This is a genomic window from Salipiger bermudensis, assembly GCF_020171625.1.
Taxonomy (GTDB): domain Bacteria; phylum Pseudomonadota; class Alphaproteobacteria; order Rhodobacterales; family Rhodobacteraceae; genus Salipiger; species Salipiger bermudensis_B.
This window is the reverse complement of sequence record NZ_JAIUZY010000005.1, coordinates 63,197-89,048: the sequence shown is the minus strand read 5'-3', so window position 1 is coordinate 89,048 and position 25,852 is coordinate 63,197. Positions and strand designations below refer to the sequence as shown.

The following is a 25,852-nucleotide window of genomic DNA, read 5'->3' as shown; positions in this document are numbered from 1 at the left end:
CGAACCTGACGGGGTGACATGCTCGCCATCTTTCTCAAGACCGTACCGTTCTTTGCCCTGATCGGGCTGGGCTACTGCGCCGCGCGCATCCGCTTCTTTCCCGAGGCGGCGACGGCGGCGCTGACCAAGTTCGTGTTCTACTTCGCGCTGTCGGCGATGCTGTTCCGCTTCTCGGCCTCGCTGTCGATCTCGGCGATCTTCGATGCGCGGCTCGCGGCGGCCTACCTGGCCGGCACGCTGGCGGTCTATCTGGTGGCCACCGGGGCGGCGCTCCTGCGGCGTCAGGATCTGCAGACCGCCGCCATCGAGGCGCAGACCGCCAGTATCGGCAATACCGGGTTTCTCGGGCTGCCCATGCTGGCCTTGCTGCTTGGCGAGGCGGCGGTGGCGCCGATCATCCTGATGCTCAGCATCGATCTGATCGTGTTCGCCTCGCTGCTGGTGATCCTGGTGACGGTGGCGCGCGAGGGCCGGATGTCGCTGGGGGTCTTCGCCACCATCGGCATGGGGCTGGTGAAGAACCCGATGATCGTGTCGATCGTCGCGGGGCTCGCCGTGTCGTCCTCCGGTCAGTCCCTGCCCACCGTGGCGGACGAGTTCGTCACCCTGCTCGGCAATGCCGCGACGCCCTGCGCGCTGTTTGCCATCGGCGCCTCGCTGGCGTCGAAATCCGCCGAGCGGCTGGCGGTGTCGGGCTGGCTGAGCTTTGCCAAGCTGGTGCTGCATCCGCTGTTCGTGGCGGCCGGGGTCTACCTGCTGTTCGCGGTGCCGCCGTTTCAGGCGGCGGTGGCGGTGGCCACGGCCTCGCTGCCGGTGGCGGGCAATGTCTACATGCTGGCGCAGCATTACGGCATCGCGCCGCAACGGGTCTCGGCGGCGATCCTGATCTCGACCGCGTTCAGCATCCTCACCGTGAGCACGGTGATCGCGCTGGTGAACCCGTGAGCGCGCTGTATATCGACGCCGACGCCTGCCCGGTGAAGGCCGAGGCGGAGCGCGTCGCCACCCGCCACAGGATCCGCATGTTCGTGGTCTCGAACGGCGGGCTGCGGCCCTCGCAGAACCCGCTGGTCGAGACGGTGATCGTGCCGGAGGGGCCGGACGTGGCCGACATGTGGATCGCCGAGCGCTGCGGGCCGGGCGACGTGGTGGTGACCGGGGACATCCCGCTGGCCTCGAAATGCATCGCCGCCGGCGCGGCGGTGCTGCGTCACAACGGCGAGCGCTTCACCGAGGCCAATATCGGCCAGCAGCTGGCGATGCGCGACCTGATGGCGGATCTGCGCGCCGCCAACCCGCTGAACCAGGGCGGCGGCGGCAAGGGCTTCACCAAGGCCGACCGCTCGCGCTTTCTCAACGCGCTGGAGCGCGAGATCCGGCAGGCGAAAGGCTAGGCCCATGGCGATCGGCGCGGTGATCTTCGATATCGGCAACGTGCTGCTGCGCTGGCAGCCCGAGCTCTATTACGACGCCCTGATCGGCCACGAGCAGCGGCGCGAGATGTTCGCAGAGGTCGACCTGCACGGCATGAACGAACGCATCGACGCGGGCGAGGACTTCCGCGGCGTGGTCTACGAGACCGCCGCGGCCCATCCCCGCTGGGCCGCGCCGATCCGCCACTGGCACGACAACTGGCCCGAGCTTGCCGCGCCCGAGATCCCCGAGAGCGGTGAGACGCTTCTGGCGCTGCGGCGCAACGGCGTCCCGGTGTTCGCGCTGAGCAATATCGGCGAGGCCACCATGGCGCTGGCCGAGGCCGCCTACCCGGTCCTGCGGGCGTTCGACCGGCGCTATGTGTCGGGTCTCATGGGGGTGACGAAGCCCGACCCGCGAATCTACGAGATGGTCGAGGCGGATTGCGGGCTGGCGCCCGAGACGCTGCTGTTCACCGATGACCGCGCCGAGAACATCGCCGCCGCGGCCGCGCGCGGCTGGCAGACGCATCTTTTCGAGGGGCCAGAGGGCTGGGTCGCGTGCCTGCGTGCCCACGGGCTGCTGAGCGAAGGAGACGACAGATGACCACCCCCGCATTCATCCCCTACGCCGCCGAGGCCAAGCTCGACTGGCACGGACTGGCCGAGGCGTTCAAGGATGGCCACGCCCGCCCCAAGGCCGAGATCGCCGACAGCTTTCTCTATCGTGGCAACGACACGCTGCTGAACCGGGCGGCGTGGATCGACGGGCTCGGGCTGGCGGTGAAATCGGCCACCATCTTCCCCGGCAACCCTGAGCGGGGCCTTGGCGCGGTCAATGGCGGGGTGTCGCTCTATGCCGACGACACCGGCCTGCTCGAGGCCGTCGTGGATTTCCATCTCATCACCAAGTGGAAGACCGCCGGCGACAGCCTGCTGGGGGCGCTGCGGCTGGCGCGGCCTGCCTCGAAGCAGATCCTGATCGTGGGCGCAGGTCATGTCGGGCACTCGCTGTTCGAGGCTTACAGCGCCGGCTTTCCGGGGGCGAGCTTCAAGGTCTGGAACCGGACGATCGCCAAGGCCGAGGCGATGGCCGAGGAGCTTGGCATCGGGGTGGCGCGCGATCTCGAAACGGCGGTGGGCGAGGCCGATATCGTCACCTGCGCCACCATGTCGACCGAGCCGGTGATCCGGGGCGACTGGCTGCAGCCGGGCCAGCATCTCGACCTGATCGGGGCCTATCGCCCGGACATGCGCGAGGCCGACGATGCGGCGTTGCAGCGCGCGCGGGTCTTCGTCGACAGCTACGACACGACGCTGGGCCATATCGGCGAGTTGAAGATCCCGCTCGAGAGTGGCGCCATCGCGCGCGAGCAGGTGCTGGCGGATTACTACTCGATCGAGGCGATGCGGCGGGACAGCGACGACGAGATCACGCTGTTCAAGAACGGCGGCGGGGCGCATCTCGATCTGATGACCAGCCGCTACGTGCACGCGCGCTGGCTTGAGGGTTAAGCCCCGGGGCTTCGGGGCGTGCGGTGGTCGGGGATCAGCTGGTTTCCCGGAACACCTTGGAAACGGGGCGGAACCAGAGCCTGGCGAAACGCCGGCCATAGATCTTCTCGATGGTCTCGTAGGTGAAGCGGCTCACGGGCATGGCGGTCGTCCTTGGTCTGGTCGCGGGGGAATCACGGTGCCTCTCGAGGCGATGTCCCGGCATGTGAGAAGTGACGCATCCTCTGGGCGCAATCATGGAAAAGATGTTGCGTGCGGAGGGTAATTATATGTCTGTAACGCGCCAATCCCGCCTTTGGTTTCCATGTCGCCGCGAAACCCGGTAGGGCTGGGCTTTCCCGTTTCAGAATCGCGGTCTGCCTGCTAGGTTTGGTAGAATGAACACGTTCAGCCCCAATATGCGCCCGATCATTCGGCAGCTCGACGACTCCGCCATTAACCGGATCGCGGCTGGCGAGGTCGTCGAACGGCCCGCCTCGGCGGTCAAGGAGCTGGTCGAGAACGCCATCGACGCGGGCGCGCGCCGCGTCACCATCGAGCTGGCCGATGGTGGCAAGACGCTGATCCGGGTCACCGACGATGGCTGCGGCATGAGCGCCGACGAGCTGCCGCTGGCGCTGTCGCGCCATGCCACCTCGAAGATCGACGGCTCGGACCTGCTCAACATCCACAGCTTCGGCTTCCGCGGCGAGGCGCTGCCCTCGCTGGGCGCGGTCGGGCGCCTGACCATCCAGAGCCGCGCCAGCGGCGAGGAGGCGGCCGAGATCGCCGTCGCCGGCGGCCAGATGGTGGCGGTGAAGCCCTGCGCGCTCAACGGGGGCACCGTCGTGACCCTGCGCGACCTGTTCTACGCCACGCCGGCGCGGCTCAAGTTCCTGCGCTCCGACCGGGCCGAGATGCAGGCGATCTCCGAGATCATCAAGCGCCTCGCCATGGCCGAGCCTTCGGTGGGCTTCACCCTGCGCGACGTGAGCGACGGCAAGGACCGCACCACCTTCCGCGCCGATCCCTGCTCGGGCGATCTGTTCGATGCGCTGCGCGGGCGGCTGGCGCAGGTCATGGGCGGAGAGTTCACCGACAACGCGCTCAACATCGACGCCGAGCGCGAGGGCTTCCGCCTGACCGGGCTGGCGGCCCTGCCGACCTATTCGCGCGGCTCGTCGGTGGCGCAGCATCTTTTCGTCAACGGGCGACCGGTGCAGGACCGGCTGCTGCTCGGCGCCCTGCGCGGCGCCTATGCCGACTATCTCAGCCGCGAGCGGCACCCGGCGGTGGCGCTGTTCGTCGATTGCGATCCGCACAAGGTCGACGTGAACGTGCACCCGGCGAAATCCGAGGTTCGCTTCCGCGAACCGGGGCTGGTGCGCGGGCTGATCGTGTCGGCGCTGCGCCACGCGCTGGCCGAGGCCGGGCACCGCGCCTCGACCACCGTGGCCGGGGCGACGCTGGGCGCGATGCGGCCCGAGCCCTCGGGTCCGCCGCGGGTCTACCAGATGGACCGCCCGTCGCAGGGCGCGCTGAGCGCGGCCTACCGGGCGCAGGCGCCGATGACGCCGGCGGCGCCCTACCAGCCCTACGAGGCGCAGGCGCCGCGCCCGGCCGAGGCGGGCTTTGCCGAGTTCGCCGGGAGCTTCTCGGGCCGGGTCGATCCGGTCGAGGACAGCCCGAAAGGCGCCGACGAAGCGCTGCCGCTCGGCGCCGCGCGCGGGCAGGTGCACGAGAACTACATCATCGCCCAGACCGGCGACGGCATCGTCATCGTCGACCAGCACGCCGCGCATGAGCGGCTGGTCTATGAAAAGCTCAAGCACCAGATGGCCGAGCGTGGCGTCGCGGCGCAGGCGCTGCTGATCCCAGAGATCGTCGAGCTGTCTGCCGACGATCTCTCGCGTCTCCTCTCCATCGCCGATGATCTGTCGCGCATGGGGCTGACCATCGAGGCCTTCGGCGGCAGCGCCGTCGCGGTGCGCGAAACGCCGGCGATCCTTGGCGAGGTCAACGCGAAGGCGCTGCTCACCGACATCCTCGACGAGATCGCCGATTTCGGCTCCAGCCAGCTTGTGCAGGAGAAGATCGAGGCGATCCTCAGTCGAGTCGCCTGCCACGGCTCGATCCGCTCGGGCCGCCGGATGCGCGCCGAGGAAATGAACGCTCTGCTGCGCGAGATGGAGGCGACGCCGCATTCGGGCCAGTGCAACCACGGTCGGCCCACCTATGTGGAGCTGAAGCTGTCGGATATCGAGCGGCTGTTCGGGCGCACATGACCGACCCGCTTTCCCCGATGCTCGAGGACCCGCGCCTCTGGGCCGCCGCCGCGGTGGCGCTGCTGTTTCTGGTGATGATCGTGGTGGTGATCCGCGCCGCCAACCGCGCCGCCCGGCTGGCGCATCCGCTGTCCCAGCTCGGCCAGAGGGTGCAGGCGCTGGGCGAGGGGCAGGAGCGGCTGGCCGGTGGGCTGCATCACGTCACCGAGGCGCAGCTGCAGAGCCAGACCGCGATGCTCGAACTGGTCGAGCGCCGGCTCGCGGAGGTGCAGGGTCACATGTCCGAAAGCCTGCACGGCACCGCGCGGCGCACTGCCCACAGCCTTGGGGAACTGCAGGAGCGGCTCAAGGTCATCGACCGGGCGCAGGAAAACATCACCCGGCTGTCTGGCGACGTGCTGTCGCTGCAGGACATCCTGTCGAACAAGCAGACCCGCGGCGCCTTTGGCGAGATCCAGCTCAACGACATCGTCTCGAAGGCGCTGCCGACCGACAGCTACACGCTGCAGGCCACGCTCTCGAACGGGCGCCGGGCGGATTGCCTGATCCACATGCCAGAGCCGCCGGGGCCGATCGTCGTGGACGCCAAGTTCCCGCTCGAATCCTACGAGCAGCTGCAGCGCGCCGACAAGGGCGACAGCCGCACCCGCGCCGCGCAGGCCTTCCGCCTTGCCGTGCGCAAGCACCTGCGCGACATCGCCGGGCGCTACATCATCGAGGGCGAGACGGCGGATTCGGCGCTGATGTTCCTGCCCTCGGAGGCGGTCTATGCCGAGCTGCACGCGCATTTCCCCGAGGTGGTGCGCGAGGGCTTCAACCTGCGGGTCTGGATCGTCTCGCCGACCACCTGCATGGCAACGCTCAACACCCTTCGGGCGGTGCTCAAGGATGCGCGGATGCGCGAGCAGGCCGGGGCGATCCGTCGCGAGCTGGCGCTGCTCAACGCCGATGTGGAGCGGCTGGGCGCGCGGGTCGAGAACCTCGACCGGCATTTCTCGCAGGCGGCCCGCGACGTGGCCGAGATCCGCATCAGCGCCGACAAGGCGGGCCAACGCGCCCGGCGGCTCGACAATTTCGATTTCGAGGACGGGCGCGGGGAGAAGATCGTGCCGGTGTCGCAGAACTCCTGACGCGGGGGGCTTGCCGTGCGCGATGATCCTGACCCTCCGCAGATCGGCTGAGCGTCACGCACTGGCCCCCGAACGCATTTGCGCAGGATCAAGGACGGGGGCGGGGCTTTGCCGCAGTCTGGGTCTCAGCGAAAGGAGACCGGCAAGATGGAACAGATCAGTGTCAGGAAAGTCGCCCATGTCATCCTGCTGGCCCGCGAGATGGATCGCGGCGAAAGCGAGATGCGCGGCATCATCGAGCGGATGACCGAGGAAGAGCAGGCCGCGCTGGTCGCGATCATGTGGATCGGTCGCGATGCCTTCGATGCCGGTGAATGGGGAGAGGCCTATGCCACGGCGATGGCCGAGGCGAGCACGCCGACCGCCGACTACCTGCTCGGCACGCCGCATCTGGCCGACCACCTCGAGTCGGGGCTCGAGGCGCTGGGGTTTGACGCCCAGGACGAGGAAGACGCGCTGATGCGGCGCGGCTCCTGAGGCCCGGTCGGTCAGCGCAACGCGCGGCCCTTGACGATCGCCTCGTTGCCAAAGCGCGCGCGGATCGCATCCGTCGCGCGCTCGGCGCTGGCGCGCTTCTCGGCCTGCGGGTCGAGCAGGTCGCCGAGCCGGTCTGCCTGATCGGCGGGCACCAGCTCTGAAATGCCGGTGCCGAGCAGGCGATAGGACACGCCCGCGCCAAGCTGGTCGAACATGGCACGCGCGGTGCGGTAGATGCGGTCGGCCATCTGCGTCGCATCGCCGAGCGCATGGCGCCGGGTGATCAGCTTGAAATCCGAGCGCTTCACCTTCAGCACCACCACGCGGCCCGCCAGACCCTTTGCCTTGGCGCGGTCGGCGACCTTCTCGCTCATGCGCCAGAGATGTCCGTCGAGGATGTCCGGGTCCTTGGTGTTCTCGTGAAACGTGGTCTCGTTCGAGATCGACTTCACCGGCGCATTGCGGGTGACGCGGCGGTGATCCTCGCCGCGCGCCAGATGCCAGAGCCGCTCGCCCATGCTGCCGAAGCGCAGCATCAGCCCCTCGCGATCCCAGCGCAGCAGGTCTTCGAAGGTGCGGATGCCTGAGCGCTCCAGCGCATCCTGCCCGGCCTGTCCGACGCCCCAGATCATCCGCACCGGCCGTGGCCGCAGGAACTCCTGCGTCTCGGCCTTGCCGATCACCGAAAAGCCGTGCGGCTTGTCGAGATCCGAGGCGATCTTTGCGAGGAACTTGTTGTGGCTCAGCCCGACCGAACCGGTCACGCCAAGCTCGTCCTTCATGCGCTTCACCAACCGCGCCAGCATCACCGCCGGCGGCGCACCATGCAGGCGCTGGGTTCCGGTCAGGTCGAGAAACGCCTCGTCGAGCGACAGCGGCTCGATGGCCGGGGTGAGGTCTTCCATGAAGCCGCGGATCTGTTTCGATACCTCTGCATAGAGCGCCATGCGCGGTTTCAGCACCACCGCGTCGGGGCAGAGGTCGAGCGCCTTGAACATTGGCATTGCCGAGCGCACGCCGCGGATGCGGGCGACGTAGCAGGCGGTCGACACGACGCCGCGTCTGCCGCCGCCGATGATCACCGGCTTGTCGGCAAGCTCGGGGTTTTCGCGTTTCTCGACGCTGGCATAAAAGGCGTCGCAGTCCATGTGGGCGATGGACAGGCTGCGCAGCTCGTCATGGCGCACGATCCTGGGCCGCCCGCAGGCCGGGCAGCGGGGGCCGCTCTCGAATTCCGTGAGACAGTCACGACAAAGCGCAGGCATGGGTGGTCAATCGCCGCCAAGTGGTTATCTGGGGAGTATAGAGCGTAACCAAGGTGGGGGCCATCGCGTGAGCTTTGCAGGTGCGAAACTGATGCTGTTTCTGGGCGAGGACCTGCTGGTGATCCGGCGCGATGAGAAGCCCGAGATTCCGTGGCCGGGCTACCTCGATTTTCCGGGCGGCGGTCGCGAGGGCGACGAGACGCCAGAAGAATGCGCCCTGCGCGAAACCTTCGAGGAGGTCGGGCTGCGCCTGTCCGAAGATCAGATCGTCTGGTCGCGGCAGCACGGGCCAAGCTGGTTCTTCGTCGCGCATCTGCCGGGCACGGCGATCGCGGAGGTGCGTTTTGGCGACGAGGGACACGGCTGGTCGATGATGCCAGCCGAGGAATACGTTGCCTGCGAAGATGGCATCCCGCATTTCCGGGAACTGCTGAACGCCTATCTCAGCGAGCGGGGGTGAGGTCGGCCCGCGCTCAGGCGGCCCGACCGCCGATCCGGCGCAGCCACTCGACAGCGCCATGCAGCGGGGTCTTGGGTTCGGGCGTGGGGCGCGGCCGGTCCGACAGGCGCGGCTTCAGCCGCGAGCGCAGACGGTTCGGCTGATCCTGCCCGGTCATGGCGTCGGAAATCAGCGCGCGCTCGACCTCGTCGGGGTCCGCGTCCAGCGGTGCGGTGTGGGTACATGCGACGCGAATGCGGCCTTCGTCGGTGTGGAAGGTCACGAGCGCCTGATAGCATTCATCAGCGGCATTATAGGTCAGATTGCCGATCTGAGCTTGGCTCTGTGTCATCGGAGTGTCTCCTGCCTGTTACAGCAAAGAAACGCCAAGACCCGCGCACGGTTCCCGAAAGGCCTTTCACACCTGAGGCCTGCGCGCCATATTGCGCGAACATTTCGTGAGGTCGGAACCTATGTACGTCGAAGATATCCTTCTAGATTTCCTGAGCGGTGGCAACCTCGTGGTGCTGCTGCTCGCGGGCTTTATTATTTTGTGTGTCTTTTTGGGCGTACGCATCGTCCCGCAGTCGGAAAAACATGTGGTTGAGCGCTTCGGGCGCCTGCGGGCCGTGCTCGGGCCGGGCATCAATTTGATCGTACCGTTCCTCGATCGGGTTCGCCACAAGGTGTCGATCCTCGAGCGTCAGCTGCCCAACGCCAGCCAGGATGCGATCACGGCCGATAACGTTCTCGTGGAGGTCGAAACGTCGGTGTTCTACCGCATCCTCGAGCCGGAAAAGACCGTCTACCGCATCCGCGACATCGACGCGGCCATCGCCACCACGGTGGCGGGGATCGTCCGGGCCGAGATCGGCAAGATGGAACTCGACGAGGTGCAGTCGAACCGCGCCGCGCTGATCTCGACCATCAAGGGCAATGTCGAGGATGCGGTCGACAACTGGGGCATCGAGGTGACCCGGGCCGAGATCCTCGACGTGAACCTCGATCAGGCGACCCGCGATGCCATGCTGCAGCAGCTCAACGCCGAGCGTGCCCGCCGGGCGCAGGTCACCGAGGCCGAGGGCAAGAAACGCGCCGTCGAGCTGTCGGCGGATGCCGAGCTTTACGCCGCCGAGCAGGTCGCCAAGGCGCGCCGCATCGCCGCCGATGCCGAGGCCTATGCCACGCAGGTGGTGGCGCAGGCCATCGCCGAGCACGGCCTGTCGGCGGCGCAGTACCAGGTGGCGCTGAAGCAGGTCGAGGCGCTGACCGCGCTGGGGCAGGGCGAGGGCAAGCAGACCATCGTGCTGCCGGCAGACGCGGTCGACGTGTTCCGCGATGCCTTTAGCCTGCTCAAGGGCACGCGGGCATGATCTATGACTGGTGGGTCTGGATGGCGGCGGCGGTGCTGCTGCTGGTGCTCGAGGTGCTGGCGCCGGGCTTCATCTTCCTCGGCTTCGCCATCGGGGCCGGCGCGATCGGCCTCTGGCTGCTGGCGGGCTATGCGATCAGCTGGGTCTGGCTGTTGCTGATCTTCGCCGTGGTGTCGCTGGTGTCGTGGCTGGTGCTGCGGCAGGTCGTGGGCGTGCGCAAGGGCCAGATCAAGCTCTGGGATCGCGACATCAACGAGGATTGAGAAAGGCGCGCGCTCCGGCTGAGGCGCGCCCTTTTCGCTTACCGTGCGCCGAGGGCGGCCAGCTCGCTCTGGATCGCCAGCGCCGCGTCGCGCGGGCTGTCGGCGCGCCAGACCGGACGGCCCACGACGATGTGGTCGGCCCCGGCGGAGATTGCGTTGCCCGGCGTGGCGATGCGCTTCTGGTCGTCTCCGGCGGCGCCCGAGGGGCGCACCCCCGGCGTCACGATCAGCCGGCCCTCGGCCTGCGGCAGGGCGCGGATCGCGGCGGCCTCGTTCGGCGAGGCGATGACGCCGTCTGCCCCGGCCTCGAGCGCCCGGGCGGCGCGCTCCACCACCATCTCGGCGATGTCGCCGTCGCGCATCATGCCATCATCGAGATCGCCGCGATCGAGCGAGGTCAGGATGGTGACGGCGAGGATCTTGGTGTCCTTGCCCGAGGCGCCTTCCTTGGCGGCGCGCACCACGTGCGGGTCGCCATGCACGGTGAGGAAGTCGAGGTCGAACTGCGCCAGCCCGCGCACCGCGTTCTCGACCGTCTGGCCGATATCGAAGAGCTTCATGTCGAGGAAGATGCGCTTGCCGTGCTCCTGCTTGAGCTCGTTGGCGAGCGCCAGCCCGCCGCCGGTCAGCATACCGAGGCCGATCTTGTAGAACGACACCGCATCGCCGATGCGGTCGGTCAGTTGCAGCGCCTGCAGCGCGTTCGGCACATCGAGCGCGACGATCAGGCGGTCATCGGTGCGGGGATCGGACATGGGGGCCTCCGTCTCTAGGGTCGGCCCCTCTTGCGGTGCGTCCGGCCCTGCGTCAAGCCTGCGGGCCGCGCGCCCGGGCAGATAACCGCGCCGCGCCGTCGGCCGGGCCGGGGGGGCGCCGCATCCGCGCCACCGTGTCGGCGTCGAACCAAAGCTCCTGCCGTGCCGTGGGAGCGTCCGGCAGGCGCAGCACCGCGGCCAGAGCGCGGCGCAGGACCGGCCGGTCGAAGGCGCGGTCCCACGGAGCGGGTTTGGGCGGCGCGACATGCGCCACCCGGATCCGGCCGTTCGTGGCGACCAGCGACACGCTGCCGTGGACCAGCGGCCCGTGTTCTGCTGCGTCGATCCCGTCAAAGGCGGTGTGTTCGATATCCATGGCTCAGCCTCCAGCTCGGAGGAGTCATCGCAGCAAAACATGACGATTCCGTTGCAGGCTCATTTTTGTGATCACTGATCTTGAAGCCTCTGCCCTCTGCGACCATTTTCTTATCGAGGCCCGATCCTGCCGTGTGCCGCCCAGCGGGCGCGGCGATTTCCCAACGGGCGCTTATTGGAAGGAGAGACAACCATGAACTTGGAGAAGTTCACGGAGCGGTCGCGTGGGTTCGTTCAGGCCGCACAGACCATAGCCATGCGCGAAAGCCACCAGCGGCTCGCGCCCGAACATCTGCTCAAAGCTCTGATGGATGACGATCAGGGCCTTGCATCCAACCTCATCACCCGCGCCGGCGGTCAGCCGGCCCGCGTGATCGAGATGCTCGAGCAGAAACTGTCGAAAATCGCGAAGGTCGGCGGCGATGCCGGCCAGGTCTATCTCGATCCGGCCACCGGCAAGGTGCTCGACGAGGCCGAGAAGATCGCCAAGAAGGCCGGCGACAGCTTTGTCCCGGTCGAGCGCATCCTGATGGCGCTGGCGATCGAGAAATCCGGTGCCAAGCAGGCGCTGGAGGCTGGCGGCGTGACGCCGCAGAAGCTCAACGAGGCGATCAACGACATCCGCAAGGGCCGGACCGCCGACAGCGCCAATGCCGAAGAGGGCTACGAGGCGCTGAAGAAGTACGCTCGCGACCTCACCGAGGCCGCCGAGCAGGGCAAGATCGACCCGATCATCGGGCGCGACGACGAGATCCGCCGCTCGATGCAGGTGCTGTCGCGCCGTACCAAGAACAACCCGGTGCTGATCGGGGAACCCGGTGTCGGCAAGACCGCCATCGCCGAGGGTCTCGCGCTGCGCATCATCAATGGCGACGTGCCCGAGAGCCTGCGCAACAAGCGGCTTCTGGCGCTCGACATGGGCGCGCTCATCGCAGGTGCGAAGTATCGCGGCGAGTTCGAGGAGCGGCTGAAGGCCATCCTGAAGGAGATCGAGAGCGCCGCAGGCGAGATCATCCTCTTCATCGACGAGATGCACACGCTGGTGGGCGCGGGCAAGGCCGATGGCGCGATGGACGCGTCGAACCTGCTCAAGCCGGCCCTGGCGCGGGGCGAGTTGCACTGCGTCGGCGCGACCACGCTCGACGAGTATCGCAAACATGTCGAGAAGGACCCGGCCCTGGCCCGGCGCTTCCAGCCGGTGCTGGTGCAGGAGCCGACCGTCGAGGACACGATCTCGATCCTGCGCGGCATCAAGGAGAAGTACGAGCTGCACCACGGCGTGCGGATCTCGGACTCGGCGCTGGTGGCGGCGGCGACGCTGTCGAACCGCTACATCACCGACCGCTTCCTGCCGGACAAGGCCATCGACCTGATGGACGAGGCCGCCTCGCGGCTGCGCATGGAGGTGGACAGCAAGCCCGAAGAGCTCGACCAGATCGACCGCACGATCCTGCAGATGCAGATCGAGGTCGAGGCGCTCAAGCTCGAGGACGATGCCGCTTCCAAGGACCGTCTCGAGACGCTCGAACGCGAGCTGGCCGATCAGGAAGAGCGCTCCGCCGAGATGACGGCGCAATGGCAGGCCGAGCGTGACAAGCTGGCCTCGGCCCGCGACGTCAAGGAACAGCTCGACCGGATGCGCGCCGATCTCGAGATCGCCAAGCGCGAGGGCAACTTCGCCAAGGCCGGGGAGCTGCAATACGGCCGCATCCCGGAGCTGGAGAAGAAGCTCTCCGAGGCCGAGGAGGCCGAGGGCGACATCATGGTCGAAGAGGCGGTGCGCCCCGAGCAGATCGCCGAGGTGGTGGAGCGCTGGACCGGCATCCCGACCTCGAAGATGCTCGAGGGCGAGCGCGAGAAGCTGCTGCGTATGGAAGACGGCCTGCACAACCGGGTCGTCGGCCAGAACCAGGCGGTGCGCGCGGTGGCCAATGCGGTGCGGCGCGCCCGGGCCGGGCTCAACGACGAGAACCGTCCGCTTGGCTCGTTCCTGTTCCTCGGGCCGACCGGTGTCGGCAAGACCGAGCTCACCAAGGCGGTGGCCGAGTTCCTGTTCGACGACGACAACGCCATGGTGCGGATCGACATGTCGGAGTTCATGGAGAAGCATTCGGTGGCCCGTCTGATCGGCGCGCCTCCGGGCTATGTCGGCTATGACGAGGGCGGTGTGCTGACCGAGGCCGTGCGCCGGCGCCCCTATCAGGTGGTGCTGTTCGACGAGGTCGAGAAGGCGCATCCGGACGTGTTCAACGTGCTGCTGCAGGTGCTCGATGACGGCGTGCTGACCGATGGTCAGGGCCGCACCGTGGACTTCAAGCAGACGCTGATCGTGCTGACCTCGAACCTCGGCTCGCAGGCGCTGTCGCAACTGCCCGAAGGGGCCGACAGCGCGCAGGCCAAGCGCGACGTGATGGACGCGGTGCGGGCGCATTTCCGCCCCGAGTTCCTCAACCGGCTCGATGAGACGATCATCTTCGACCGGCTCAAGCGCGAGGACATGGACGGCATCGTCGATATCCAGATGGCGCGGCTGCTCAAGCGGCTGGCCAACCGGAAGATCACGCTGCAGCTCGACGAGGGCGCCAAGAAGTGGATGGCCGAGGAAGGCTACGATCCGGTCTTCGGTGCGCGTCCGCTCAAGCGGGTGATCCAGCGCGCGCTGCAGGATCCGCTGGCCGAGCTGATCCTCGGTGGCGAGATTCACGACGGCGATCTCGTGCCGGTGACCGTCGGCAGCGACGGTCTGCTGATCGGCGAGCGCGTCGGGGCCTCGAATCGGCCACGTCCGGACGACGCCGTGGTGCACTGATCCCGTGATCGGGTGAGACATGGAAAAGGCCCGCCATCCGGCGGGCCTTTTTCGTGTGGCGTGGCCTCAGGTGAGGCGCGTGAAACCTCAGAGGTTGGGCGGGCGCGCGTTCGGCCAGTCGGTCGCCTGGTGGTAGGCATCGCCCATTGCCAGAAGCGCCGCATCGCTGCCGGTCGGACCGAAGAGCTGCATCCCCATCGGCAGGTCCGATGGTGAGAACCCGGCCGGCATCCCGAGGCAGGGCAGCCCGGCAAGGCTCACCGGCACCACGATCTCCATCCAGCGGTGATAGGTGTCCATCTTGCGGCCCGCGACTTCCTCGGGCCAGCGCCAGTCCACCGGGAAGGGCCAGACCTGCGCACTGGGCAGGGCGAGCGCGTCGTAGGTTTCGAACAGACGCGCGGCGCGGCGATACCAGAGCGAGCGCGTCTTGCTGGCCTCGTAGACCGCCTCCGCGCTCAGCCCCTGACCCTGCTCGATCTCCCACAGCGACTCGGGCTTGGTGAGCGCGCGCTTGGCCGGATCGGCGGCAAGATCGCGCTTGGCGCCGGCATTGAGCGCCGCGCGCAGGGTGATCCACGATGACCAGAGCTTTTCGGCCGGGTAGGGGGCCTGCACCGGCTCGACGATGGCGCCGAGCTCTTCGAAGACCTTCAGCGCGGCCTCGACCGTCTCGAGGATGCCGGGCTCGGTGGCATAGGCGCCGCCCCAATCGGCAAGCCAGCCGATGCGCTTGCCCTTCAGCCCCTCACCAAAATGGGCGGTGAAATCCTCCGAGGTGCGTCCGAAGGGCACCTCGGGGTTCGGGCCGGCGAGCGCCGACAGCAGCAGCGCCACGTCGCGCGGGCTGCGGGCCATCGGTCCTTCGGTGGCCAGCGTCGACAGGAAGGTGTCGCCGCCGGCGTCCGGCGGCACCAAGCCCCAGCTCGGGCGGAAGCCATAGACGTTGCAGAAGGCGGCGGGGTTGCGCAGCGATCCCATCATGTCCGAGCCGTCGGCCAGCGGCAGCATCCGCGCCGCGAGCGCCGCCGCCGCGCCGCCAGAGGATCCACCGGCGGTGCGCGTGCTGTCGTAGGGGTTGCGGGTGGCGCCGAAGACCGGGTTGAAGCTGTGCGAGCCGTGGCCCCATTCCGGGGTGTTTGTCTTGCCGATCAGGATGGCCCCGGCGGCGCGCAGCCGTGCGGCGACAAGATCGTCCTTGGCGGGCACATGGTCGGCAAAGACCGGCGAGCCGTAGGTGGTGCGCATGTCCTTCGTCGCCACGAGGTCCTTCACCGCGATCGGCAGACCGGCGAGCGGGCCCGGATGCGGCGAGGCGTCCATCGCCTCGGCCTCGGCGAGCAGCGCGTCGCGCGGGCGCAGCGTGACGATGGCGTTGATGGCGGGATTGGTGGCGTCGATGCGGTCGAGCACCGCCTTCATCAGCTCGCGCGCCGAGATCTGCCGGTCGCGCAGCCCCGCCGAGAGATCGGTGGCGGCGGCATCGGTGAGGGTGGCGGGGAGCGGAGGGGTCATTGGCGCGGCCTTTTGCGGATTGGGACGTCGATCCGGAAAGCCTGTCGCGGCCCGCGGTCGGTTGCGGGCGATGGTTCACTGCCGGGCCGCGATGGTCAAGCGGATGCCGGAAGGAAGAGGGGGGCGCGCGACGGACGCGCGCCCCCCAGGATCGCATGGATCAGTTGATACGCTTGCCGCTTTCGGGCTCGAAATACGACACCTTGGAAAGGTCGAAGGCGAGATTGTGCACCGTGCCCGGCGCCGCCTCGGTCTCGGAATGCAGGCGCGCGGTCAGGGGCTTGCCGCCCAGCCGGGTCTGCACGTAGGTGTCGGCGCCCGCGGGCTCGACGATCTCGACCTTGCAGGGTGCTTCCTGCACCAGCGCGCCGACCCGGAAGCCGGGTTCGGAGATGTCCTCGGGGCGCAGGCCGAGGATGATATCCTTGGGCAGGTTCCGTGCGCGCGGATCGGTGAGCCGGATCGGCTCGTGTTCCGGGCGCTCGATCTCGATCAACGTGCCGCCGCTGCCGGACTGGGTCTTGGCCGGAATCAGGTTCATCGCCGGCGAGCCCATGAAATCCGCCACGAAGAGGTTCGCGGGGCGGTTGTAGATCTCCGCGGGCGAGCCGATCTGCTGGATTATGCCGCCCTTCATCACGACGATCTTGGTGGCCAGCGTCATCGCTTCGATCTGGTCGTGGGTGACGTAGACCATCGAGGCGCCGAGCTTCTGGTGCAGGGTCTTGATCTCGGTACGCATCTCGACCCGCAGCTTGGCGTCGAGGTTCGACAGCGGCTCGTCGAAGAGGAACAGCTTGGGATCGCGCACCAGCGCCCGGCCCATGGCGACCCGCTGCCGCTGACCGCCCGAGAGCTGGCCGGGGCGGCGGTTCAGGAAGGGCTCGATCTGCAGCTGCCGGGCGACCTCGGCAAGCTTGCTCTTCTGGGTCTCGGCATCGACGCCGCGCACCTTCATGCCGAAGGTGATGTTCTTGGCGACGCTCATTGTCGGGTAGAGCGCGTAGGACTGGAACACCATCGCGATATCGCGGTCCTTGGGCGAGACATGGGTCATGTCGTGCCCGTCGATCCGGAGCGTGCCGCCCGTGATCGGCTCGAGTCCCGCGATGCAGTTGAGCAGCGTGGACTTGCCGCAGCCCGAGGGGCCGACCAGCACGAGGAAGTCGCCCTTTTCGATCGAGACGTTGATGTCCTTCAGCACCTCGGTCGCGCCGTAGTTCTTGTAGAGATTGTTGATTTCGAGGATCGGGGCCATTGGGGTCATCCTTTGACGGAGCCGGCGGTCAGACCGCGGATGAAGTACTTGCCGGCGACGATGTAGACGAGGAGGGTCGGCAGGGCGGCGATGATCGCGGCGGCCATGTCGACGTTGTACTCCTTCACGCCGGTGGTCGAGTTGACGATGTTGTTGAGCGCGACGGTCACCGGCTGGGTGCCGGCCTGGCTGAACGACACGCCGAACAGGAAGTCGTTCCAGATCTGAGTGAACTGCCAGATCACGCTGACCACGATGATCGGAATACTGAGCGGCAGGAAGATCGCGAAGAAGATCCGCACGAAGCCTGCGCCATCCACCTTGGCGGCCTTCACCAGTTCGACCGGGATGCTGACATAGTAGTTGCGGAAGAACAGCGTGGTGAAGCCGAGCCCGTAGATCACGTGCACGAACATCAGCCCCGGAATGGTGCCGGCGATGCCCATGAGGCCCAGCACCCGTGCCATCGGCAGCAGCACCACCTGGAACGGGATGAAGCAGCCAAACAGCATCAGCGCGAAGATGATGTTGGCGCCGCGGAAGCGCCACTGCGCGATCACGTAGCCGTTCATCGCGCCCAGCAGGGTCGAGATCATCACCGCCGGAACGGCGAGCATCACCGAGTTCCAGAAATACGGCTTCACGCCCTCGCACTGGATGCCGGTACAGGCCTCCGACCAGGCGGTGCGCCAGGCGTCGAAGGTCAGCTCGCGCGGCAGCGACAACAGGTCGCCGGTGCGGATCTCCTCGAGGCTCTTGAGCGAGGTGGTGACCATCACGAAGAGCGGCATGAGGTAGTAGATCGCGAACAGGCCGAGCACGACGTAGAGCAGCCAGCGCAGGGCGATCTTGCCGAAGGAGCGGCCCTGCGGGCGCTCGGAGACGGCGGCGTGGGCGGGGGTTGCGGAGACGTCAGTCATTGCGCGCCCTCAGTTCGGAATAAAGGTAGGGGACCACGATGGCGAAGACGACGAGCATCATGATCATCGCCGAGGACGCCGCCTGGCCGATGTCACCGCGCGAGAACGCCATCGCGTACATGTAGGTGGCGGGAAGGTCGGTGGCATAGCCCGGACCACCACCGGTCAGGGCGATGACGAGGTCGAAGGCCTTGATGGCGAGGTGGGCGAGCACGATGAAGGCCGAGAGGAAGATCGGCGCCATCGAGGGGATGATGATCGATACGTAGACGCGCCAGGTGGGGATGCCGTCGATCTGTGCCGCGCGGATGATCTCGGTATCGACCGAGCGCAGACCGGCGAGGAACAGCGCCATCACGAAGCCCGAGCTCTGCCAGATCGCCGCCATCACGACGGTGTAGATCGCCATGTCGGGGTTCACCAGCCAGTCGAAGGTGAAGGTCTCGAACCCCCAGCCCTTGACCATCGCCTCGAGCCCGAGGCCCGGGTTCAGGATCCATTTCCACGCCGTGCCGGTGACGATCATCGAAAGCGCCATCGGGTAGAGATAGATGGTGCGGATCGCCCCCTCGACGCGGATCTGCTGGTCGAGCAGGATCGCGAGGACCAGTCCGAGGATCATCGACACGCCGATGAACAGCGCCCCGAAGATGTAGAGGTTGTTCATCGCCGTGTCCCAACGCGGCGAATCGAACAGGCGCTCGTACTGAATGAAGCCTTCGATCTCGTATTTCGGCAGCAGGCGCGAGCGGGTCAGCGAGACCCAGGCCGTCCATGCGATGAAGCCGTAAACGAAGATCAGGATCGCGATGAAGCTGGGCGCCAGCACGATCTTTGGCAAATGGGTTTCGAACCACTTGGCCATATTGTCCTCCCCTGAATGTCCCGCCCCGGATGACGGGGCGGGACGGGTCTTGGGTCTTGGTCTGGTGAGGGGCAGGGCCCCGGATTACATCGAGTTGGCGACCGCGTCGGCAAGCATCTGGACCGCCTCGTCAGAGGACATGTCCGAGTTGAAATGCGCCGTCACCACGTCGGTGATCGCACCGGCCTGCGCACCGCGAAGCGCCATGCCGTGGGCGTAGGAGGGGAGAAGCGCGCCGCTCTCGGAGGCGGCGGTCATGTCCTCGGACGACTTCTGCGCGCAGGTGTCGAACTCCTCGAGGGACACGTCGGTCCGCACCGGGATCGAGCCCTTGTTCATGTTGAACACCTTCTGGAAGTTCGGCCCGACGATCAGCTTGGCAAGCAGCTCCTGGCCGGCCTTCTTGTCGTCGCCATCAACGTTGAACATCGCGAAGCTGTCGACGTTGTAGAGATAGCCGTCACCCGGGGTGGAGGCGCAGAGGAAGTCTTCGCCTGGCACCTTGCCGGCGGCGAGGAACTCGCCCTTGGCCCAGTCGCCCATGATCTGGAACGCGGCTTCGCCGTTCATCACCATCGCAGTGGCGAGGTTCCAGTCGCGGCCCGAGAAGTTGTCGTCGACATAGCCGCGCAGGGTGCGCATCTGGTCGAACGAGGCCTTCATGGTGTCCGAGGTCAGCGCTTCGGGGTCGAGATCGACCAGCGCCTTCTGGAAGAACTCCGGCCCGCCGAGGCCGAGCACCACGGTCTCGAACACGGTGGCGTCCTGCCAGGCCTGACCGCCATGGGCGAGCGGGATCACACCGGCTTCCTGCAGCTTCTCGGCTGCGGCGTTGAACTCGTCCCAGGTGGTCGGCATCTCGATGCCGTTGGCCTCGAGCACTTCGGCGTTGGCCCAGATCCAGTCGACGCGGTGGACGTTGACCGGCGCGGCGCACCAGGTGTCTTCGCACTTCATGTGTCCGGCGATCGAGGCGGGCAGGAGATCGTCCCAGCCCTCGGATTCTGCCACCGACGAGATATCGGCCAGAACGCCTTCCTCGTACCATTCCTGGATCGCCGGGCCCTTGAGCTGCACGGCGGTGGGCGCGTTGCCCGAGAGCACGCGGGCGCGCAGCGCGGTCATCGCCGCGTCGCCGCCGCCGCCTGCGACGGGCATGTCGGTCCAGGTGCCGCCGTTCTCGGCGAATTCTTCCTGCAGGACGCCAACCGCCTTGGCTTCACCGCCCGCGGTCCACCAGTGCAGCACCTCGGCCTGGGGCTCGGCATGGCCGGCGGACGCGACAGAGAGGGCCAGCGACGAAATCGCGGCCAGAGTTGTATATTTCATGGAATAGTCCTCCCAAACTAGACTGCCGGTCCCGGCAGCTCCGATACAATTTTGCGCTTTGGGGCCTGACTCGTGCAAGAGCGTTGCGCGGGCTGTTTGCGCCCGAAGGGTGAGATTTTGGGCGTTCTTGTTACAACCTGTTACAGGCTCGCGGATTTCGCTTGCGCGTGATAGAACGCCGCATCGTCTTGGCGAACGCGAAGGAGGGTCATGTGAGCATCTCGAGACTGCTGGTGGTCGACGACGACGACGAGATGCGCGACATGATGACTGAGTATCTCCGCAAGCAGGGATTCATGGCGCTGGGCGCGGCGTCGCTGGCCGAGATCGAGGCGGCGATGGCGGCGGGGCGGATCGACCTGATCCTGCTCGACGTGATGCTGGGGGACGAAAGCGGGCTCGAGATCTGTGCCACCCTGCGCCGCGATCAGGATGTGCCGATCATCATGGTCTCGGCGCTGTCGGCGGATCACCAGCGCATGGCGGGCTACGAGGTCGGTGCCGACGATTACATCGCCAAGCCCTTCAACCCCGATCTTCTTCTGGCGCGGGTGCGCGCGGTGCTGGCGCGCGCCGGGCGCTCGGCCTCGCTGGCCTACCGGCGCCGCACCCGGACCTTCCGCTTCAACGGCTGGCGCTACGATGCCAAGCGCAACGAGGTGCTCTCGCCCGACGGTTACCAGGTCGCGCTGTCCCGCCGCGAGACGGCCTTGCTGCAGGCCTTCCTCGCCAACCCGCATATCCCGCTGACCCGCGAGGAGATCGCCGCCGCGCTCGATGTGACCGGCGAGGGGGATCACAACGACGAGGCGCATGGCCGCGCCATCGACGTGCTGGTCGGCCGGCTGCGCTCGAAGATCGAGGCCGCGCCGAAGGACCCGCGGATGCTGCGCACCGAGCGCGGCGTGGGCTACGTGTTCGCCGCCGATGTGACCTCGGAAGACGCGTGAAACGCTGGGGCCTGAGCCTGCGCGACAGCGGTGCGCTGCTGATGTTCGCCGCAATGGCCGCGGGGCTGGTTGTGGCGGCGCTCTGGGGCGTGACGCAGGCGCGCTGGAGTGGCTACCTCACCGACGCCGAGCGCAGCGGGATGCTGCTCTACAATACGCTCTCGCGCGGCGCCATCGCGCCCGAGGGCATCACCATCACGCCGCTGTCGCCCGACGATCAGGCGCTGGCCGAGGCCGGGGAGTTCTCGCGCATCAGCGGTCTGCCGCGCCCGGCCTATCTTACCATCGCGCCGATCCTGCCCGATGCCACCGGCGGCGCCGGGTTGAGCCTCGTGGTGGTGTCGGACGACCTGCAATACCGGGTCTCGGATCTTGCCACCCATGCGCGGCAGCGCCCGGAGGAGACGCTGGGCCAGCTCACCCGGCTGATGGCGCGCTACTGCAGCCAACCGCTGATCCTCGCCAAGCCCGGCAACGGGCAATGGCTGCGGGTGCGGGGCGACGATCTCTGGGGCTGCGCCGCGGCCCCCACCGACCTGCGTCTGCCGGCCATCGCGCTGGCGCTTCTCGCGGCGGCGGTGATCTTCACGCTGGTCAGCGACACGGCGGCGCGCTTTGCGGGCTTTGCCCGGGCGCTCGGCACCCGCCGACAGCTCGGGGGTCCGGAGAGCTACGAGGCCGAGGGGCCGGCGGAGCTGCGCGCCATCGTCGATGCGGTGAACACCTATCTCGAGACCGAGCGCCAGCGCCTCGAGGCGCGCGCGGTGGTGCTGTCGGGGGTGAGCCACGACCTCGGCACGCCGGCCACGCGGCTGCGGCTGCGCAGCGCGCTGATCGAGGATGCCGAGCTGCGCGCCCGGCTCGAGGCCGATATCGACCGCATGACCGGCATCATCGAGAGCGTGCTCACCCTGACCCGCGCAGAGCTCAACGTCGAGGAACCGCGCGAGCTGTCGCTTGGTGCGCTGGTCGAGGCAGTGGTGGACGACTATCAGGACATGGGCCACCCGGTGAGCCTTGCCGAGAGCGTGCCGGTGACGGTGCAGGGCGGGCGCTCGCTGTTCTCGTCGCGGCGGTCGTCGCAGGTGATCGCGGGCGAGCACCGGATCATCGTCACCGCGCGCCCGGTCTCGATCCAGCGGGCGCTGTCGAACCTGATCGACAACGCACTGAAATACGGCCGCCGCGCGGTGGTGCGGCTCGACGCCGGGGTCGACATGGCGACGATCTCGGTCGAGGACGAGGGCGGCCGCCGCCCGCTCGAGGAAATCGAGGCGCTGATGGCGCCGTTCCGCCGCGGCGAGAACGCGCGCTTCACCGACGGCACCGGGCTTGGCCTCAGCATCGTGTCGACCATAGCGATGATGCATGGCGGCGAGCTGCGCTTTGAAACCGCGCCGCGCGGGTTGCGGGCGGTGGTCACCATCCGCCGCGCCTGACGCAGTCGGGGGTTCTGCCCAAATAAGCGCCGCTTTGCCTCTCGCTGCCGGTCTCGAGGCCGCGCGCAATGGACCGGGGGCGGAACCTTGCCTAACACTCGACGCGAGACCGTTCGGGCATTCGATTCATGCTAATCTGCCCGAACGGGCGAAACCTTGAGCGCGCCTTCGCACAGCGCGTCGGCGCATGGTGTATGTTGAACGGAGGGCTGCGATGTACAGCCATCACGTCGGGGCCGAGCTTTTCCGGTTCCCGGATCTCAGGACCCTGATGGCGCGCGCCACGCCGCTGCGCTCGGGCGACCAGCTGGCCGGCCTCGCCGCCGCCACCGATGTCGAGCGCGTGGCGGCGCAGGCCGCGCTGGCCGATCTGCCGCTCAAGACGTTCCTGAGCGAGGTCGTCGTCCCGTACGACACGGACGAGGTGACGCGGCTGATCATCGACACACACGACAGCGCCGCCTTCGCGCCGGTGAGCCACATGACGGTGGGCGATTTCCGGGACTGGCTGCTTTCGGACGCCGCCGACAGCGCCGCGCTCGCGGCGCTTGCCCCCGGGCTGACCCCGGAAATGGTGGCCGCCGTGTCCAAGCTCTGCCGGACGCAGGACCTGATCCTCATCGCCTCGAAGTGCCGGGTGGTGACCAAGTTCCGCAACACGCTGGGCCTCGAGAAGCGGCTTGCGACGCGGTTGCAGCCGAACCACCCCACCGACGACCTGCGCGGCATCGCCGCCTCGACCTTCGACGGGCTGATGTATGGCTCGGGCGACGCGGTGATCGGCATCAACCCGGCCACCGACAACCTGCACGCCACGGTCGAGCTGCTGCACCTGCTCGACGAGGTGATCCAGGAATACGCCATCCCGACGCAATCCTGTGTGCTGAGCCATGTCACCAACACCATGGCCGCCATCGAGGAGGGCGCGCCGGTCGACCTGACCTTCCAGTCGATCGCCGGCACCGAGGCGGCGAACACCTCCTTCGGCATCACGCTCGACCTCCTGACCGAGGGCCATGAGGCGACCCAGTCCCTCAAGCGCGGCACCGTGGGCCAGAACTGCATGTATTTCGAGACCGGGCAGGGCTCGTGCCTCTCGGCGGACGCGCATCACGGCGTCGACCAGCAGACACTCGAGGCGCGCGCCTACGCGGTGGCGCGCAAGTACCAGCCGCTTCTGGTCAACACGGTGGTGGGCTTCATCGGGCCGGAATACCTCTATGACGGGCGCCAGATCATCCGGGCCGGGCTCGAGGACCATTTCTGCGGCAAGCTGCTCGGCGTGCCGATGGGATGCGATATCTGCTACACCAACCACGCCGAGGCCGATCAGAACGACATGGACGTGCTGCTCACGCTGCTCGGCGCGGCGGGGATCAACTACATCATGGGCATTCCCGGCGCCGATGACGTGATGCTGAGCTACCAGACCACCTCTTTCCACGATGCGCTCTATGCGCGCCGCGTGCTGGGTCTGCGCCCGGCGCCGGAATTCGAGGAATGGCTCGACCGGATGGGACTGATGGCTGCCGACGGCGCCTTCACCCCCGCGAGCCAGCCGCCCGCCGCGCTGTCGCAGCGCCTGTCGCTTCTGGAGGCGCAATGACCGACCCGACCGACTTGACCGATCCCGCCGCGCTTCGGCGCAGAGAGGACCCCTGGTCCGGGCTGCGCCGCCACACCTCGGCCCGGATCGCGCTGGGCCGCACCGGCGTGTCGCTCTCGACCGCGCGCAATCTCGAGTTCCAGATGGCCCATGCGCAGGCCCGCACCGCGGTGCACACGCCGCTCGATCTCGACGCGCTCGAGGCCGATCTCGGAGAGCCGCTGCTGCGGGTGGCGAGCCGGGCGCCTGACCGCGCCGCCTATCTTCAGCGGCCCGACTGGGGTCGCAGGCTCGATGCGAACTCCGTCGCGCGGCTCGAGGCCGTGCGCCCCGCCACCGCGCCCGATGTCGCTCTGGTGCTGGCCGACGGGCTGTCGTCGCTGGCGACGCAGCAATCGGCGCCGGGATTCCTGAGGGCGTTCAGGCCGCTCTTGGCCGAGGCCGGGCTGAGCGTTGCGCCGCTGGTTGTGGCAACGCAGGGCCGGGTCGCCGTAGGCGACGAGATCGCCGCCATCCTCGGAGCGAAGCTGGTGGTGATGATGATCGGCGAGCGCCCGGGCCTGTCGGCGGCGGACAGTCTCGGTCTCTATCTCACATGGGCGCCGAAGGTCGGGCGCACCGATGCCGACCGCAACTGCATCTCCAATATCCGGCCCGGCGGGCAGAGCTACGAGGATGCCGCCTACCGCGCCGCATGGCTGACCCGCGAGGCCTTCAAGCTGCAGCTCTCGGGGGTCGGGCTGAAGGATCGCACCGTGACGGTCGATGCCAGCGCGCAGGTCGAGGGGTGAAGATGCCGTCCGATCCGTCGGTTACGAAGCGGCAGGGGCGGAGCGAACCCCGTTGCAGCGGCGCCGTCCTTGGGTCAAAACGTGGGAACAGGCAGCGCTGTGTGACCGGATCGAAGTCTCCGGGCAGAGCGCACTGCGCAATCAGAAAGGACGCCGCATGAAACCGGCCGCCCGCCGCGAGGCGATCGTACAGCTTGTCGAGGACTGCGGAGAGGTGCACGTGGATGCGCTCTCCGAGCAATTCGAGACGTCACGTGAAACCATAAGGCGGGATCTCAACGAGCTCGACAGCGCGGGGCGCATCCGCAAGTTTCACGGCGGCGCGCGCAAGACCGCGAGCTTCACGGACAACGGCCTGACCGAGGGGCCGTTCGATGCCCGCATGGTGACGATGACGGCCGAGAAGACCGCCATCGGGCGCCGCGCCGCCGAGCTGTTCGACGAGGGCGCCGTGATCTTCGTCGATACCGGCTCGACCACCATCGCCTTCGCCCGCGCGCTGGCGCGGCGGCGTGGGCTCACGGTGATCACCAACTCGCCCGAGATCGCCGGCCTTCTGGCGCGCCCCGAGGGCCATCACCGGCTCTACCTGCTGGGCGGCGAGATCGCCGCCGAGGGGCGTGAGACGCTGGGCGCGCTCGCCATCGAGCAGCTCGGACGCTTCAAGGCCGAGCACGTGGTGCTGACCATCGGCGGCATGACCCGCGGCGAGATCATGGATTACGACCTGCGCGAGACCGAGATGGCCCGCGCCATGGTGGCCCGGGGGGCCAAGCTCACGGTGCTGGCCGATCACACCAAGCTCGACCGGGCGGCGGTGTTCGAGGTCGCGCCGCTCTCGGCGGTCGACCGTCTGGTGACCGACCGCGCGCCGGAACCCGAGCTGGCCGAGGCGCTGGCCGCGGCGGGCGTCGAGGTGGTGATCGCCTGAGACGGGTCGTTCGGCCCGGCTATCGTCTGGGGGCAAACGCCGGCAGGCAACGGGCGTGCGCCCGGTGGCGTCACTGTGCGTAGCGCCTGCCGGAGGGCGGGGCCTTCCCCGTGCAAGGCCGTTTGCCGCAAATTACCGCAGTTTTAGGCGACTTTGGGGATACCGCATTTT

At 67.8% G+C, this 25,852-nt stretch carries 25 protein-coding genes; 16 read left to right on the top strand and 9 right to left on the bottom strand.

The window, feature by feature from the left end:
• Window positions 1-18: 18 nt before the first annotated feature.
• From LCM15_RS09815 to LCM15_RS09785, 7 genes are all read left to right on the top strand, one after another.
• Window positions 19-945, top strand: coding sequence for an AEC family transporter (locus LCM15_RS09815; protein WP_224855887.1), 927 nt, complete (start codon window positions 19-21; stop codon window positions 943-945).
• Window positions 942-1,394, top strand: coding sequence for a YaiI/YqxD family protein (locus tag LCM15_RS09810; protein WP_224855885.1), 453 nt, complete (start codon window positions 942-944; stop codon window positions 1,392-1,394). The genes LCM15_RS09815 and LCM15_RS09810 overlap by 4 nt, the downstream gene beginning before the upstream one ends.
• Window positions 1,395-1,398: 4 nt before the next feature.
• Window positions 1,399-2,019: an HAD family hydrolase gene (locus LCM15_RS09805; protein WP_224855883.1), complete on the top strand. Its 621-nt coding sequence runs from the start codon at window positions 1,399-1,401 to the stop codon at window positions 2,017-2,019.
• Entirely contained in the window at window positions 2,016-2,927 is a 912-nt protein-coding gene (locus tag LCM15_RS09800; RefSeq protein ID WP_224855881.1) for an ornithine cyclodeaminase family protein, read from the top strand. Before LCM15_RS09805 ends, LCM15_RS09800 begins: the two co-directional genes overlap by 4 nt.
• Before the next feature lie 377 nt (window positions 2,928-3,304).
• Window positions 3,305-5,191, top strand: a complete 1,887-nt coding sequence (mutL, locus tag LCM15_RS09795; RefSeq protein WP_224855879.1) for a DNA mismatch repair endonuclease MutL — start codon at window positions 3,305-3,307, stop codon at window positions 5,189-5,191.
• A complete protein-coding gene (locus LCM15_RS09790) occupies window positions 5,188-6,321 on the top strand; it encodes a DNA recombination protein RmuC (RefSeq protein WP_224855877.1) in 1,134 nt (377 codons plus the stop codon). Before mutL ends, LCM15_RS09790 begins: the two co-directional genes overlap by 4 nt.
• Before the next feature lie 147 nt (window positions 6,322-6,468).
• A complete protein-coding gene (locus LCM15_RS09785; protein WP_224855875.1) occupies window positions 6,469-6,798 on the top strand; it encodes a DUF3775 domain-containing protein in 330 nt (109 codons plus the stop codon).
• A gap of 11 nt (window positions 6,799-6,809) precedes the next feature.
• On the opposite strand, the gene LCM15_RS09780 is transcribed toward LCM15_RS09785, so the two are convergent.
• On the bottom strand, window positions 6,810-8,063 hold the full coding sequence (locus LCM15_RS09780) for a DNA polymerase IV (protein WP_224855873.1): 1,254 nt from the start codon (window positions 8,061-8,063) through the stop codon (window positions 6,810-6,812).
• A 67-nt stretch (window positions 8,064-8,130) separates the two neighbouring features.
• On the opposite strand from LCM15_RS09780, the gene LCM15_RS09775 reads away from it, so the two are divergent.
• Complete coding sequence (locus LCM15_RS09775; RefSeq protein ID WP_224855871.1) at window positions 8,131-8,523, top strand: NUDIX hydrolase; 393 nt, start codon at window positions 8,131-8,133, stop codon at window positions 8,521-8,523.
• Between the two features lie 13 nt (window positions 8,524-8,536).
• On the opposite strand, the gene LCM15_RS09770 is transcribed toward LCM15_RS09775, so the two are convergent.
• Entirely contained in the window at window positions 8,537-8,854 is a 318-nt protein-coding gene (locus tag LCM15_RS09770) for a hypothetical protein (RefSeq protein WP_224855868.1), read from the bottom strand.
• A 121-nt stretch (window positions 8,855-8,975) separates the two neighbouring features.
• Between LCM15_RS09770 and LCM15_RS09765 the strand changes: the two genes are divergently transcribed.
• Window positions 8,976-9,875 (top strand): SPFH domain-containing protein, encoded by a 900-nt coding sequence (locus LCM15_RS09765; protein ID WP_224855866.1) that lies wholly within the window; start codon window positions 8,976-8,978, stop codon window positions 9,873-9,875.
• Window positions 9,872-10,138 (top strand): NfeD family protein, encoded by a 267-nt coding sequence (locus LCM15_RS09760; RefSeq protein ID WP_224855864.1) that lies wholly within the window; start codon window positions 9,872-9,874, stop codon window positions 10,136-10,138. Before LCM15_RS09765 ends, LCM15_RS09760 begins: the two co-directional genes overlap by 4 nt.
• A gap of 38 nt (window positions 10,139-10,176) precedes the next feature.
• Here LCM15_RS09760 and pyrF read toward each other — a convergent pair whose 3' ends face one another.
• Complete coding sequence (gene pyrF, locus LCM15_RS09755; protein WP_224855862.1) at window positions 10,177-10,893, bottom strand: orotidine-5'-phosphate decarboxylase; 717 nt, start codon at window positions 10,891-10,893, stop codon at window positions 10,177-10,179.
• A gap of 52 nt (window positions 10,894-10,945) precedes the next feature.
• Window positions 10,946-11,269, bottom strand: a complete 324-nt coding sequence (locus LCM15_RS09750) for a hypothetical protein (protein WP_224855860.1) — start codon at window positions 11,267-11,269, stop codon at window positions 10,946-10,948.
• 192 nt (window positions 11,270-11,461) lie between these two features.
• Between LCM15_RS09750 and clpB the strand changes: the two genes are divergently transcribed.
• Window positions 11,462-14,077 carry an ATP-dependent chaperone ClpB gene (clpB, locus tag LCM15_RS09745; protein ID WP_224855858.1) on the top strand — a complete coding sequence of 872 codons (2,616 nt, stop codon included), beginning with the start codon at window positions 11,462-11,464 and terminating at the stop codon, window positions 14,075-14,077.
• An 87-nt stretch (window positions 14,078-14,164) separates the two neighbouring features.
• On the opposite strand, the gene LCM15_RS09740 is transcribed toward clpB, so the two are convergent.
• The 5 genes from LCM15_RS09740 to LCM15_RS09720 all read right to left on the bottom strand — a co-directional run bounded on the left by LCM15_RS09740 (window position 14,165) and on the right by LCM15_RS09720 (window position 19,964).
• Window positions 14,165-15,592, bottom strand: a complete 1,428-nt coding sequence (locus LCM15_RS09740) for an amidase (protein WP_224855856.1) — start codon at window positions 15,590-15,592, stop codon at window positions 14,165-14,167.
• Between the two features lie 160 nt (window positions 15,593-15,752).
• Window positions 15,753-16,850: an ABC transporter ATP-binding protein gene (locus tag LCM15_RS09735; protein WP_224855854.1), complete on the bottom strand. Its 1,098-nt coding sequence runs from the start codon at window positions 16,848-16,850 to the stop codon at window positions 15,753-15,755.
• Window positions 16,851-16,855: 5 nt separating this feature from the next.
• Entirely contained in the window at window positions 16,856-17,770 is a 915-nt protein-coding gene (locus tag LCM15_RS09730; RefSeq protein WP_224855852.1) for a carbohydrate ABC transporter permease, read from the bottom strand.
• Window positions 17,763-18,635: a carbohydrate ABC transporter permease gene (locus tag LCM15_RS09725; protein ID WP_224855850.1), complete on the bottom strand. Its 873-nt coding sequence runs from the start codon at window positions 18,633-18,635 to the stop codon at window positions 17,763-17,765. The genes LCM15_RS09730 and LCM15_RS09725 overlap by 8 nt, the downstream gene beginning before the upstream one ends.
• Window positions 18,636-18,719: 84 nt before the next feature.
• The gene (locus tag LCM15_RS09720) at window positions 18,720-19,964 is read right to left on the bottom strand and encodes an ABC transporter substrate-binding protein (RefSeq protein ID WP_224855848.1); all 1,245 of its coding nucleotides are present in this window, start codon (window positions 19,962-19,964) and stop codon (window positions 18,720-18,722) included.
• A gap of 212 nt (window positions 19,965-20,176) precedes the next feature.
• Between LCM15_RS09720 and LCM15_RS09715 the strand changes: the two genes are divergently transcribed.
• The 5 genes from LCM15_RS09715 to LCM15_RS09695 all read left to right on the top strand — a co-directional run bounded on the left by LCM15_RS09715 (window position 20,177) and on the right by LCM15_RS09695 (window position 25,681).
• Window positions 20,177-20,914, top strand: a complete 738-nt coding sequence (locus tag LCM15_RS09715; protein ID WP_224855846.1) for a response regulator transcription factor — start codon at window positions 20,177-20,179, stop codon at window positions 20,912-20,914.
• Window positions 20,911-22,353, top strand: coding sequence for a sensor histidine kinase (locus LCM15_RS09710; protein WP_224855844.1), 1,443 nt, complete (start codon window positions 20,911-20,913; stop codon window positions 22,351-22,353). Before LCM15_RS09715 ends, LCM15_RS09710 begins: the two co-directional genes overlap by 4 nt.
• A gap of 214 nt (window positions 22,354-22,567) precedes the next feature.
• Entirely contained in the window at window positions 22,568-23,959 is a 1,392-nt protein-coding gene (locus LCM15_RS09705; protein WP_224855841.1) for an ethanolamine ammonia-lyase subunit EutB, read from the top strand.
• On the top strand, window positions 23,956-24,750 hold the full coding sequence (gene eutC, locus LCM15_RS09700; protein WP_224855838.1) for an ethanolamine ammonia-lyase subunit EutC: 795 nt from the start codon (window positions 23,956-23,958) through the stop codon (window positions 24,748-24,750). Before LCM15_RS09705 ends, eutC begins: the two co-directional genes overlap by 4 nt.
• A 157-nt stretch (window positions 24,751-24,907) precedes the next feature.
• On the top strand, window positions 24,908-25,681 hold the full coding sequence (locus tag LCM15_RS09695; RefSeq protein WP_224855836.1) for a DeoR/GlpR family DNA-binding transcription regulator: 774 nt from the start codon (window positions 24,908-24,910) through the stop codon (window positions 25,679-25,681).
• Window positions 25,682-25,852 lie beyond the last annotated feature (171 nt).